The following is a 13127-nucleotide window of genomic DNA, read 5'->3' as shown; positions in this document are numbered from 1 at the left end:
TAGTTTCACGTTCCAACAACTTGAAACATGAAACCTTAAACCTGAAACTAAATTTTACTTAATTCCTGTAATTTTTTTAAAGCTTGAAGCCCTTTTCCAGAGAATAGACTTTCTTTTGCCAGTTCAAATCCTTCTTGCGGAGAGCATTTGTTAACCGTTGCGATTGCCATTGCGGCATTCGCACAAACTACATTATTCTGCGCTTCGTTTCCTTTTCCGGAAATGATATTCATGAAAATTTCAGCCGATTCTTCGATCGTTGTGCCGCCTTCGATTTCAGTTTGGGATAAAAGACGAACGCCAAAATCTTCTGGTTTGATCATACCTTCCATATGGCTGGTGATGATTTTTGTTGGTCCGGTTAAAGAAATTTCGTCATAACCGTCAAGCGAATGTAGGATTGTGAAATTCACATCCGTATTTTGATATAAATAAGCGTACATTCTCGCTAATTCTAAATTGAAAACTCCAACTAATTGATTTTGTGGAAATGATGGGTTTACCATTGGTCCTAACATATTGAAGAAGGTTTTTACAGCCAATTCTTTTCTGATTGGTCCAACATTTTTCATTGCTGGGTGAAATAGGGGAGCGTGCAAAACGCAAATTCCAGCCTGATCGATACATTTTTCTAAGAAATCGGGTTCGTTGCTGAATTTAATTCCCATTTTCTCCATCACGTTGCTTGATCCTGAAATCGATGAAACACCGTAATTTCCATGTTTTGCCACTTTTATTCCCGCACCGGCAGAAACGAATGATGCTAAAGTCGAAATGTTGAAAGTGTCTTTTCCGTCACCGCCCGTTCCACATAAATCGATAGTGTTATAGGCTGATAAATCAACGCGAATGCATAATTCTAGCAAAGCTTCGCGAAAGCCAGATAGTTCTTCAATTGTAATGCTTCGCATCATAAATACAGTCAAAAATGCCGAAATTTGGCTTGGATTATATTGACCGCTCGAAATATTAATCAAAACGTTTTTTGCTTCTTCTTTTGAAAGCACTTCGTGATTGATTAATTTATTTAATATAGTTTTCATTTTGTTTAAGATTCTAAGTTGCTAAGGTTCTAAGATGCTAAGGTTTTGTTTCAGGTTTCAAGTTTCACGTTCCAACAACTTGAAACTTGAAACAAATAAAACTTGAAACTAAATTTTAATGTTCATTTCCTTGATAAATCCACATGGGTTCTGTTTTTCCTGCTCGTTCAAAACCATTTTTTTTATAAAAATCAACTGATCTTCCGTCGGCAGTTAACATTTGCATGTGAAAGTGTTTGTATTTCTCCTGCATTTTATCCAAAATCATTTTTCCAATTCCTTTTCCCTGATAATCCGGAAGTACCAATAAATGCGGATAATAAACGGTTAAAAATCCATCAGAAATCGCATTCCCAAGTCCGACTAACTTTTTTCCTTCCCAAGCCGTTACCAAAGTCTCCGAATTTAATAATCCGTTGTAAAGTTCATTCGGTTTACTGGCTGAACTCCATTCATTTGCTTTATATAAAACTAAAATGTCGTCAATGTTGATTTCTCTGGTTTCTGAAATTGTAATCATTTTTTTAGGTTCTAAGTTGCTATCCCGATAGCTATCGGGACTGAGATGCTATGGTTTTGTTTCAGGTTTTAGGTTTCAGGTTTCACGTTCCAACAACTTGAAACATGAAACCTGAAACAAAAAAACTAACTCTTAATCCAATTTTCTAAAATCCTTTTTCCGTTTGGTGTCAAAACACTTTCTGGGTGAAACTGAACGCCTCTTACATCAAAAGTTTTGTGTCTTAACGACATAATCTGCCCGTTTTCATCAACAGAAGTTGCTTCTAAAGTATCAGGTAGATTGGCATCTACAACCCATGAATGGTATCTTCCAACTTCAAATTCGTTTCCTAAGCCTTCAAATAAAATTTCGTCTGAAACAACCGTTTTTACATTCGTTGCAACTCCGTGATACACTTTGTCAAGGTTAGAAAGTGTTCCACCAAAAACTTCCCCAATGGCTTGTTGTCCTAAACAAACGCCCAAAATACTTTTCGTTGGACTGTATTTTTCGATTACTGCTTTTAATAAACCAGCTTCATCTGGAATTCCAGGTCCTGGCGAAAGCAATATTTTTTCAAAAGATGCGATTTCATCAATTTCGAATTCGTCGTTTCTGTAAACGGTTACTTCGCAATTCAAATCTTCTAAATAGTGCACTAAATTGTAAGTGAAACTATCGTAATTGTCTATAACTAATATTTTTTTCATTGTGTTGTTTTTGTTTTTGTTTTTGTTTCAAGTTTCATGTTCCAACCAACTTGAAACCTGAAACTTGAAACTAAATTTTCTATTTTTCTCGAACGTACTTTTCAGTAATGATACGGTCAATCCCTAATTTTTCTACTTTTTCTACTCCTTTTTGAGTTAAGGTGTCGTTTTTAACTTTTACCACAAACTCAAATTTTCCATTTTCCCATTGACGGTTATTGAAATATTCCAGATTTTCAGTGTAAACACTGTCTTTCAATGTATATTTTCCGCCTCCGCCAAAAAATACCGCATTTGTTGAATCTTTTCCGTTTACTAAATCATGATTGAAAAAAGCGAAATGCGTCTCATTTATAATTTTAATCATTTTTGTCTTTGGATTGAAAGTCGAAAAAGTTGAATCTTTCTCTGTCGTTTCAGCTGATATTAAACGCCAGGTTCCTTCAATTGGATTGTGTTTTTTTTCAGAATTACAAGATGTCATGCAAATGATTAAAATTAAAATTGATGCTGCTTTTTTCATAGTTTGTGGGTTTTAGTTTTTTGTTTCAGGTTTCAAGTTTCAGGTTTCAGGTTTCATGTTCCAACAACTTGAAACTTTAAACCTGAAACAAAGAAACCTATATTTGTTCTGCCATTTCTAAGGCTGTATTCAACGCTCTTAATTTGTTATAAACTTCCTGCATTTCGCTTTCTTCATCAGAACTTGCTACGATTCCGGCGCCGGCCTGACAATGCAATTGATGATTTTTAGAAAGGAAAGTTCGGATCATAATCGCGTGATTAAAATTTCCGTCAAAATCCATTACACCGATTGCTCCTCCATAGAAATTACGATTTGTTTTTTCGTAATCTTCTATCAACTGCATTGCTCTGTGTTTTGGCGCACCGCTCAAAGTTCCAGCTGGAAAGGTATCGGCAACTACCTGCATTGTTGTTGCTTTATCGTGTAAATAACCCGTCACTTTTGAAACTAAATGAATTACGTGAGAGAAAAACTGAACTTCTCTATATTTTTCTACATTCACATCGTGTCCGTTTCGGCTTAAATCATTTCTTGCCAAATCAACCAGCATTACGTGTTCGCTATTTTCTTTTTTATCTTCAGAAAGTTCTTTAGCCAAAAGCGCATCACGTTCGTCGTTTCCAGTTCTTTTGAAAGTTCCTGCAATTGGGTGAATTTCGGCTTTTCTGTTTTTTACAATAATTTGTGCTTCAGGTGAAGAACCAAATATTTTGAAATCTCCATAATCAAAAAAGAATAGGTAAGGAGATGGATTAATACTTCTTAAAGCTCTGTAAACATTGAACTCGTCACCTTTGAATCCTTGCGTAAAACGACGGGAAAGAACTAATTGAAAAACGTCTCCTCTAAAACAATGTTTTTTGGCTAAAGCCACATTGTGCTTGAATTCTTCATCGGTTAGGTTAGAGAAACCTTCGCCTTCTTTGGTGAATTTGTATAAAGCAATATTTCTGGATTGTAAAAGTTGTTCAATTTCAGAAATGTTATTTCTTCCATCAACGCTATGGCAGAAAATATAAGCTTCGTTTTTGAAGTGATTAATTGCAATGATATTTTGATAAACTGCATAAAATACATCTGGAATTGAAGTTGCGTCATCTTTTTTTGCAATTGAAACTTTTTCAAAATAACGAACAGCATCGTACGAAATGTATCCGAATAATCCGTTGTTGATGAATTTAAAATCGTTTTTCTCCGATTTAAACTGATTTGAAAAATCCTGAATTACTTCTGGAATATTTGTCTTAGAATCAATTTTAATTTGTTCCGAAGTTCCATCTGGGAAAGTTTTTGAAATAACTTCATTTTCGATCTTAATTGTTGCAATCGGGTTGCAGCAGATGTACGAGAAACTGTTGTCATTTCCATGATAATCACTACTTTCCAATAATAAACTATTCGGAAATTTATCTCTTATTTTAAAATAGATGCTTACCGGCGTAATCGTGTCTGCCAGAATTTGCTTGTAATGTGTATTAAGTATAAAAGGTTTCAAAGTATGTTGTTTTTTAGTTTTTAATATTTTTTATGCTAAAGTTGTGACCAAAAAAAAAGGCTTGTCGTGATGACAAGCCTTTTAGATTTATAGTTTTGAAAATACCATAGGAAGCTTCGTTCACGACGTTTGACGTAAATTCTTCCACCACCAAGTATTGTTCATTAATGTTTTCATTTCCTTATTTTGATATCACAAAGATATAAAGGTAATTTGAATTAAAAGACATAAAATTTCAAAAAAATCTTTTCTAATTTTGAAATTTTGTTAAATTTTAAAATTTATTATTGCTTTAAAGCCTTAGTTTCCAATAGCCAGCGTGTTATTTACGTTTGCTCTAAAATCTGGACTTCCTTTAATGTTTGGCATTGTAAATAACTCTGTATTTTTAACATTTGTATATTCTAATCCGCTACCTGGCTTATTATAAAAGTTTTGAATAACAGGATCACTTGCTGAAGATTCGCTTGTAATACCACCATTACAATTGTTCGCAATTATGTTTTTGAAGGTAATTTTTGATAAATTTTCGTCTCCATTTCCAATATTTCCTTCCAACAAAACAAATGGAGAAAAGCCTGAAACAATACTATTTGACAGATTAAAAAAAGTATTTTCTCTAACATAAACAGATTCACGAACTAATCCTTGATTGTTTTCTTCAAGATTGACCAAAGTGATGTTTGAAGCATTTATTTTAGTCATTTTTTTGCTCATATCAGTATTTCCAATTTTGTCGTATGAATCTACTTCGAAGCATCTTGATCCTGAAATATCTGATGAAAATGGATGACGAATAGCAATACTATTGCTGATATTGATTTGTGCGCCTTGAGTAAAATCAAAATCATCATCTGTAGTTCGGTATGAGATTAAATTGTTCATATTTAAATCTCCGCCATAACATTCAAAAGAATCATCATTTGAGAAACTGATCTGGATATTATTTAAAACCGTTTTTCTTCCAACGCCAGCTAATGAAAGTCCGTTTAGCTCTTTCAATGAACTTAATTTTCTTCCGGCATATTCAATTCGTACATATTTTAAAATTCCCGAATTATCTTCTGCATCTTGTCCTCCGTAATGATTTAGTAATGGTTCAAGATCAAAAGGTAAGGTATGAAGTCCTCCTAAAGTATTAATTGGCGCTTTTCCTAAAATTATAATACCGCCCCAGTCTCCTGGTTTTCTTTCGGTCTTTTCTTTGTTTGATGTAAAAACAATTGGATCAGTTTCTAAACCATCGGCAATAATTTTTGCTCCATTTGTAATAACTAATGTTCCGCAAGTTTTATCATCTCCACGAATTACAGTTCCGGGTTCGATGCTTAGCGTTGCATTGTTCGTAACATAAACAACACCAACTAATTGATAAGTGTTTCGTTTCAGTAACTTTAAATCTTTCTCTATTGTTCCGGCAATTATATTTGTAGCTTCGTTATATTCGTTGGCAGCAGGTTTAAAATTGGTCCAGTTGTTCATCCAGTTTGTTGTTCCAATAATTCCTTTTGTTTGTTGTTGTGCTTGAAGAAAAAAAGTGCTCAAAAGGGCAAGAGCAGCAATTTGTAGTTTTGTTTTCATAACTATAATTTTAATTTCTAGTTTTTGATTTTTTAATTTCTTCAAAATTAGAGCCCGAATGTTAATCAATTCGGCTATAGTTATTATGAAAGCGTTATTTTAATATTAAGAACGTTATCTTTTTGAAAACTGATTATAAAAGAAAACCCCAATAGAATAAACTATTGGGGTTACTTTTTATGTATGAATTAGTAAGTCTTAAAATTAGAATTTTAAAGCTACAGTTAATTCAAATTCGTCATTGATAGTTTTGTCTCCTAAACCTTCGAAGAAACTTCCTGATCCGTATTTAATGTCATATTTAGTTCTGTCAACTTTGAAAGCAGTTGTAGCAGTGTTTCCTTTTACTGTGATATCAAAAGTTACTGGTTTAGTGATTCCTTTGATAGTTAAATCAGCAGTTACAGTATAAACGTCAGTTGCTTTAGCACCAATAGTTTTGAAAACTAATTTTGAAGTTGGGAATTTATCAGTTCCGAAGAAATCGTCAGCTTTTAAGTGACCGTTTAATTTTCCTTGGTATTCTCCAGTTAAATCAGTAGAAGTTAAAGAAGTCATATCAACAGTGAAGCTTCCACCAACTAATTTTTTTCCTTTGAAAACTACAGCTCCTTCTTTGAAGTTTACAGTTCCAGAGTGCTCTCCAGTTACTTTTTTACCTACCCATTTGATAGAAGACGCTTTTACGTCGATTTTTTTAGTTTGAGCATTTACTGAAATACTAGCCGCTGCTACGAATAATGCTATTGCAATTGTTTTTAAATTTTTCATGTTGTTAAAATTGAATTTGATTAATAATAATTATAGAGTGATAAATAATTCTTCGTAAGATTTTCTAACTTTTTTGTAATGCTGAGCGTCGTCCTCATCATGTCTGTAACCTACAGCAGCGATAACAGAAGCATTTAAGCCTAATTTATCGAAACCTAAGATTTCATTGAATTGTGCTGCATTGAAACCTTCCATTGGAGTTGCATCGATTTTTAGTTCGGCTGCAGCAGCAAGTAAAGTTCCTAAAGCGATATAAGTTTGTTTTGCTGTCCAGATATTTTTAGCATCTTGTGAAAGGTTTGAAATTACACCATTCATCATATCTGCAAATCCGCCTAAAGCTTCAGTAGGAACGCCTCTTGTTTCGCTAATGTTTTTAATGTAAGCTGCCACAGATTCTGGACCAGCGTTTAAGTCATTTGCAAATACAAATATTTGAGAAGCATCTGTAAGTTGAGTTTGTCCCCAAGCTGCCGCTTTTAATTTTTCTCTAATTTCTGGATTTTCAACAATAACAACTTTATAAGGTTGTAATCCGTATGAAGAAGCTGCTAATCTAACCGCTTCTTTTAATGTATTCAAATCTTCTGCAGATACTTTTTTAGTCGCATCATATTTCTTAGTTGCGTATCTCCAGTTTAAATTGTTTACTAATGTGCTCATAATATTAATTTTGTTGGGTTCGGTATTTTTCTAATAAGTTGTTTAATAATTCTAATTCTTCTGGGCTTATATTCTGGGCAAATACGCGCTCGTGCTCATCTACCTTTGGGTCTAATTCTTTTAAAACATCTAATCCTTTCTGAGTAATCAAAACCTCAATTTTGCGTCGATTGTCCGGACAAACATTTCTTGTTACGAATTCTTTCAGCAATAATTTATCAACTAATCGGGTTGTATTACTCGTTTTAGCTAACATGCGTTCCTGTATCACGCACATATTAGCAGGATTTCCTTTTTGTCCTCTTAATATACGCAGCACATTATATTGTTCTCCAGACAAGTCATACGGTTTTATCAACTCGTTGAAATGATCCTGAATCACATTCTGTGTGTACATGATATTCAGAATAACTTTTTTCGCATTATCCATCTTAACTGTACTCTTAATAACCTCTTCAATTGTCATAGTCGTAAGTGTATAATTTGTATATACAAATGTATAACTTTTAATATTTGTATATACAAATGTGGTGTTAAATTTTTGTTAATTGAAATAATGCTAAAAATCAGAACTTGATAAAGCCTATATAATTAGTATAAAATTAATATTATTTTTTAAAAATCGACCAATTATCTCTGTTAAAGATCTTAAAGCTTTGATAAAGATACGTTTAAGTTTGTATTAGTTCGAATAATTGGCTTTAACAGAATGTAAATTTTGATCATCAGGGCGTGCCAGTATTTAAAAAAAGGCCTACTATACTTTGCGTTCATGAGGCCTTTTCTTAAATACTGTCGGGCTATACGCTCCGCCGCGGCGGATAGCTTCTATCCCTCACGCGAGGGTACGAAAGAGAAAACCCGCCATTTTTTTTTAAAACTGTCGGGTTTGATATACTCTATATATAATAAGGTAGGAATATTAATGAGGAAGTTTGTCTTTAATCAAACCATAAACCCAAGTTCCTGCAATTGCACTTACTAAAGTAACAACTATTACAGTCGCTCCAGTTCCAATTTGAGCAAAAAGCGGACCCGGACAAGCTCCGGTAATCGCCCATCCAAAACCAAATATTAATCCGCCATAGATTTGACCTTTGTTGAAAGTCTTTGGTTGGATTTCGATTTTTTCGCCCTGAAGGGTTTTGATGTTGAACTTTTTAATCAGAAATACTGAGATTACTCCAACAGCAACCGCACTTCCGATTACACCATACATAAAGAAAGATTGCAAATGAAACATCTCCTGAATACGGAACCAGCTAATGATTTCAGCTTTTACGAAAACAATTCCGAAAAAGATCCCGACGATTAAATATTTAATATTGCCAAATGCGTTTTCTTTTTTTTGGCTTGCGTTAATTCCTTCGCCGTCTGTATTTTTGTTTTCTAAATTATTCATTTTTGAAATTTTAAAGTGAAAGAATATAAGGTAAAATCAAAAGTGCCATTACAAAACCACCAATCATAAAACAGATTGTAGCTACTAATGAAGGCCATTGTAAATTTGATAATCCCATAATCGCATGTCCGCTTGTACAACCTCCTGCATAACGCGTTCCGAAGCCAACTAAAAATCCGCCTACTACAATCATGATAAATCCGCGAAGTGTTAATAAGCTTTCCCACGAAAATAATTGTGCAGGAACTAGACCTGTATGATCTGTGATTCCGTAACCTGATAATTGTTCAGAAAGTTCCGGAGTAATTACAACCGCATTTGGATTAGATAGAAAATAGGCTGCAATAGCACCGCCAAGAAATATTCCGAGAACAAAAAATAAATTCCAGCTTTCTTTTTTCCAGTCGTATTTAAAAAACGGAATATTAGAAGGAATACACATCGCACAAATATGACGCAATGACGAACTAATCCCGAAAGATTTATTCCCGATAATTAATAAAATAGGAACAGTTAATCCAATTAGCGGACCTGCAACGTACCAAGGCCAAGGTTCTTTTATGATTTCTAGCATATTTTTTAAGGTTCTAAGTTGCTAAGAAGCTAAGCTACTAAGTTCAAAGGCAAAAAAACTTAGCCCCTTAGCATCTTAGTAGCTTAGCTTCTTTAATTATTTTAATACTTTACTTTGACAAACAAAATCTGATTTTGGAACATTCGTTTTTGAAATCGCTCCAAAACCGCCTTCCACTTCAGAGAAATTTCTGAAACCTCTCGCTTGTAAAATCGAAGCGGCAATCATACTTCTGTAGCCACCTGCACAATGCAAATAAAAATGCTCATTCGGGTTAATATCTTTCACCCAGTCATTAATATAAGCTAATGGTTTGCTGTATGCATCTTCAATATGTTCAGCTTCGTATTCTGTTTCTTTACGAATGTCAATTATTTTGTCTTTTTGAATGTCTACTTCATTTGCAAATTGCTCAGCTGTAATTCGGTTTACAGAATCTGTTTCGAAACCTGCTTTTTGCCACGCTTCAAAACCACCTTCTAAATGTCCGATTATGGTATCAAAACCTACACGACTTAAACGTGTCACGGTTTCTTCTTCCATTCCAACTGTAGTAACCAAAACGATAGGTTGTTTAACATTGGCAATTAAAGTACCAACCCATGGAGCAAAATCACCATTAATTCCGATATTAATAGACTGAGGAATAAAACCTTTGCTAAAATCGGCAGCGCTTCTTGTATCCAAAATCAGTGCTCCGGTTTCTTCTGCTATCACTTCAAAATCTGCTGCTTTTATCGCTTTCATTCCGTTGTGTAAAACCGTTTCAAAGCTTTCGTAACCTTGTTTGTTCATGGCTACATTCATACTGAAATAGGCTGGAGGAGGTAATAATCCGTCCGTAACTTCTTTGATGAATTCTTCTTCGGTCATATTAGCTCGCAAAGCATAATTTGTAGCTTTCTGATTCCCGATTGTAGAAACCGTTTCTTTACTCATGTTTTTTCCGCAAGCGCTTCCTGCACCGTGCGCAGGATAAACGATTACATCATCAGCCAAAGTCATAATTTTATCTCTCAACGAATGAAATAAAATTCCAGCCAACTGATCTTGCGTCATTCCCGCAGCTTTTTGAGCTAAATCCGGACGACCAACATCGCCGATAAATAAAGTATCGCCAGAGAAAATCGCATGATCTTTTCCGTTTTCGTCAATTAGCAAAAAAGTAGTGCTTTCCATAGTGTGTCCAGGAGTATGCAAAACTTTGATGGTAACTTTTCCAAGTTTGAATTCTTGTCCGTCTTTTGCAGAAATGCAGTCAAATTCGCAGGCAGCATTTGGTCCGTAAACAATCGGCGCTCCAGTTTCTTTGCTTAAATCAACATGTCCGGAAACAAAATCGGCGTGGAAATGTGTTTCAAAAATATATTTCAGCGTTACTTCGTCACGTTCTAAACGATCTAAGTAAGGCTGTGTTTCTCTAAGCGGATCAATAATGGCCGCTTCGCCATTTGAAGTAATATAGTACGCACCTTGCGCAAGGCATCCGGTGTAAATTTGTTCAATTTTCATGATTTGCAAATCTAAAATTTGGTTCACAAAGGTAAGTTTGTTTTTCGTTAAAATAAGTGACTAATGTTACAGAAATTTGATTTCTGCGCAAAAAGAAGTGAATTTTCATCATATGAGTTATTTAAGTAATTTAAACTTGAGCAATTACGCTTTAAGCTTTAATTTTGCATATGATGAATATCATTTCAAAACAAAATAAAATGAATACAAAAGACTTATTAGATCAAATCGCTTTTATAAAAGAAATTGATAAAGTAAAATACATTCAACGAAAAACTAAGCTTTTTAACAGCGACAGATGTGAAAATGATGCTGAACACAGCTGGCATTTAGCTTTAATGGCAATTGTTTTGTCTGAACATTCAAATGAGCAGATTGATGTTTTGAAAGTCGTAAAAATGGTTTTGATTCATGATATTGTTGAAATTGATGCCGGAGATGTTTTTATTTATGATACGGTAAAAAGTCACGATAATACAGATGAAGAACGGTTGGCAGCAAATCGAATTTTTGGTTTACTTCCGAAAAAACAAGCGGAAGATTTTATTGCTATTTGGGAAGAATTTGAAGCCGGAGAAACCAACGAAGCTAAATTTGCAAGATCGATGGACAGATTAGAACCTTTATTACAAAATACTTCTAACAATGGCGGAACATGGAAAGAGTTTGGTGTGAAGTATGATAAAGTTTATGAAAAGAAAAGTATCATTAAAGAAGGTTCAGAATCGATTTGGAATTACGCAGAAGGTTTGATTAATGAAAGCGTTGAAAAAGGGATTTTGAAGAAATAATCAAACATAGCCCGCAAATATCTATACACAATCTTGTCATTCCTCGGAATGACAAATTTTGTGGGCATCCGAATTAAACATAAGTGTTATTTCTACCTTTCAAATTGTTGAAAAGTTTAACAAATCTCAGGCGATAAACTTTTTTTTAAGAGTGACATTTCGGGTTCTAATGGTTAAATTTGTTGAACTTCATAAAACAAATACTACTTATGGAAGAAATGCTCTTTTACGACCGAATGCAATTCGCTTTCACGATTACTTTTCATTATCTTTTTCCACAACTTACAATGGGGCTTTCGCTCATCATCGTTTACTTCAAGTGGAAATATCTCAAAACTAAAGACGAACAATACAATCACGCCACCCATTTTTGGATGAAGATTTTTGCCCTCAATTTTGCAATGGGCGTGGTAACCGGAATCCCGATGGAATTTCAATTTGGAACGAATTGGGCTAAATTCTCAGAGTTAACCGGCGGAATTATCGGGCAAACCCTCGCAATGGAAGGAATGTTTTCTTTCTTTCTCGAATCTTCTTTCTTAGGAATATTTTTATTTGGGGAAAAACTCCTCGGACATAAATGGCATTTTGTAACCGGATTATTAATCATGATTGGCTCTTGGGCCAGCGGATTTTTAATCATCGCAACACATTCGTGGATGCAGAATCCAGTTGGTTATGAAATTCTCGAAAATGGAAAATTTGTTCTCAATAATTTTCAGGCCTTATTTTTAAATCCTTGGCTTTGGCCTTCTTATCTGCACAATCAGGCTGCTTCGTTGGTAACGAGTTCTTTTGTTGTTGCCGGAATTGGCGCTTTTTATATTTTAAGTAAAAAGAATGTTTCTTTTGGAAAATTGTTCCTAAAAACTGGAGTTATCTTCGGATTGATTTCTAGTATCGTAGTTGCAGTTCCAACAGGAGATTTATTGGCAAAAAATGTAGTGAAATACCAACCCGTAACTTTTGCCGGAATGGAAGGGATTTTTCATACTGAGAAAAAAGGTTCTGAAATTGTTTTAATCGGTCAGCCCGATGTAAAAGACAAAAAGTTGGACAATAAAATTGCAGTTCCAAATATTTTAAGTTTCCTGACTTACGGGAATTGGAATCAGGAAATAAAAGGTTTAGATCAGTTTGAAGAAAACCTGCATCCAACTAATATTTCAGGATTATATTACGCTTATCATATTATGGTTGGGTTAGGAACGGTTTTTATCGGTTTGATGATATTGTCTCTTTTCCAATTAATAAGAGGAAAATTATTTGAAACCAAATGGATTTTATGGTCTTTGATGTTCATGATGCCGTTTCCGTACATCGCCAACACAACAGGTTGGTACACGGCCGAATTAGGAAGGCAGCCGTGGCTGGTTTATAATTTATTGCGAACAGCATCGGGCGCTTCGCCAACGGTTTCTTCCGGGAATACCTTATTTACATTGCTTGGATTTATTGGTTTATATCTTTTGCTCGGAATGTTGTTTTTGCTTTTAATTGGAAAAATTATCAATAAAGGACCTCATCATGTGGAACTTTCAACAGAAAAAATATAAG

The 13127-nt window shown here is 34.3% G+C and carries 14 protein-coding genes; 2 read left to right on the top strand and 12 right to left on the bottom strand.

What is annotated here, in order from left to right:
* Positions 1-47 precede the first annotated feature (47 nt).
* The 12 genes from trpD to FN795_RS13630 all read right to left on the bottom strand — a co-directional run bounded on the left by trpD (position 48) and on the right by FN795_RS13630 (position 10779).
* Positions 48-1043 (bottom strand): anthranilate phosphoribosyltransferase, encoded by a 996-nt coding sequence (trpD, locus tag FN795_RS13685; protein ID WP_142451116.1) that lies wholly within the window; start codon positions 1041-1043, stop codon positions 48-50.
* Positions 1044-1158: 115 nt separating this feature from the next.
* Entirely contained in the window at positions 1159-1563 is a 405-nt protein-coding gene (locus FN795_RS13680; RefSeq protein WP_142451115.1) for a GNAT family N-acetyltransferase, read from the bottom strand.
* A 125-nt stretch (positions 1564-1688) separates the two neighbouring features.
* Entirely contained in the window at positions 1689-2255 is a 567-nt protein-coding gene (locus FN795_RS13675; protein WP_035648151.1) for an anthranilate synthase component II, read from the bottom strand.
* 79 nt (positions 2256-2334) lie between these two features.
* Positions 2335-2778, bottom strand: a complete 444-nt coding sequence (locus FN795_RS13670; protein ID WP_142451114.1) for a hypothetical protein — start codon at positions 2776-2778, stop codon at positions 2335-2337.
* A 97-nt stretch (positions 2779-2875) separates the two neighbouring features.
* Positions 2876-4276, bottom strand: a complete 1401-nt coding sequence (locus FN795_RS13665) for an anthranilate synthase component I family protein (protein ID WP_035647642.1) — start codon at positions 4274-4276, stop codon at positions 2876-2878.
* 300 nt (positions 4277-4576) lie between these two features.
* Positions 4577-5857 carry a hypothetical protein gene (locus FN795_RS13660; protein ID WP_142451113.1) on the bottom strand — a complete coding sequence of 427 codons (1281 nt, stop codon included), beginning with the start codon at positions 5855-5857 and terminating at the stop codon, positions 4577-4579.
* Between the two features lie 204 nt (positions 5858-6061).
* A complete protein-coding gene (locus FN795_RS13655; RefSeq protein WP_035647640.1) occupies positions 6062-6628 on the bottom strand; it encodes a YceI family protein in 567 nt (188 codons plus the stop codon).
* A gap of 30 nt (positions 6629-6658) precedes the next feature.
* Positions 6659-7291, bottom strand: coding sequence for an NAD(P)H-dependent oxidoreductase (locus FN795_RS13650; RefSeq protein ID WP_142451112.1), 633 nt, complete (start codon positions 7289-7291; stop codon positions 6659-6661).
* Positions 7292-7295: 4 nt separating this feature from the next.
* The gene (locus FN795_RS13645; protein ID WP_142451111.1) at positions 7296-7757 is read right to left on the bottom strand and encodes a MarR family winged helix-turn-helix transcriptional regulator; all 462 of its coding nucleotides are present in this window, start codon (positions 7755-7757) and stop codon (positions 7296-7298) included.
* A 456-nt stretch (positions 7758-8213) separates the two neighbouring features.
* Positions 8214-8693, bottom strand: coding sequence for a DUF6691 family protein (locus FN795_RS13640; protein WP_142451110.1), 480 nt, complete (start codon positions 8691-8693; stop codon positions 8214-8216).
* A gap of 10 nt (positions 8694-8703) precedes the next feature.
* Positions 8704-9267 carry a YeeE/YedE family protein gene (locus tag FN795_RS13635; RefSeq protein WP_142451109.1) on the bottom strand — a complete coding sequence of 188 codons (564 nt, stop codon included), beginning with the start codon at positions 9265-9267 and terminating at the stop codon, positions 8704-8706.
* Between the two features lie 96 nt (positions 9268-9363).
* Positions 9364-10779 (bottom strand): MBL fold metallo-hydrolase, encoded by a 1416-nt coding sequence (locus tag FN795_RS13630; RefSeq protein ID WP_142451108.1) that lies wholly within the window; start codon positions 10777-10779, stop codon positions 9364-9366.
* Positions 10780-10979: 200 nt separating this feature from the next.
* Between FN795_RS13630 and FN795_RS13625 the strand changes: the two genes are divergently transcribed.
* Both FN795_RS13625 and FN795_RS13620 read left to right on the top strand, forming a co-directional pair.
* Complete coding sequence (locus FN795_RS13625; protein ID WP_142451107.1) at positions 10980-11570, top strand: HD domain-containing protein; 591 nt, start codon at positions 10980-10982, stop codon at positions 11568-11570.
* A 209-nt stretch (positions 11571-11779) separates the two neighbouring features.
* Positions 11780-13126, top strand: a complete 1347-nt coding sequence (locus FN795_RS13620) for a cytochrome ubiquinol oxidase subunit I (protein WP_142451106.1) — start codon at positions 11780-11782, stop codon at positions 13124-13126.
* Position 13127: the final 1 nt, after the last annotated feature.

It is taken from the genome of Flavobacterium resistens (assembly GCF_900182645.1).
GTDB lineage: Bacteria > Bacteroidota > Bacteroidia > Flavobacteriales > Flavobacteriaceae > Flavobacterium > Flavobacterium resistens.
This window is presented reverse-complemented; position numbering and strand designations above follow the sequence as displayed.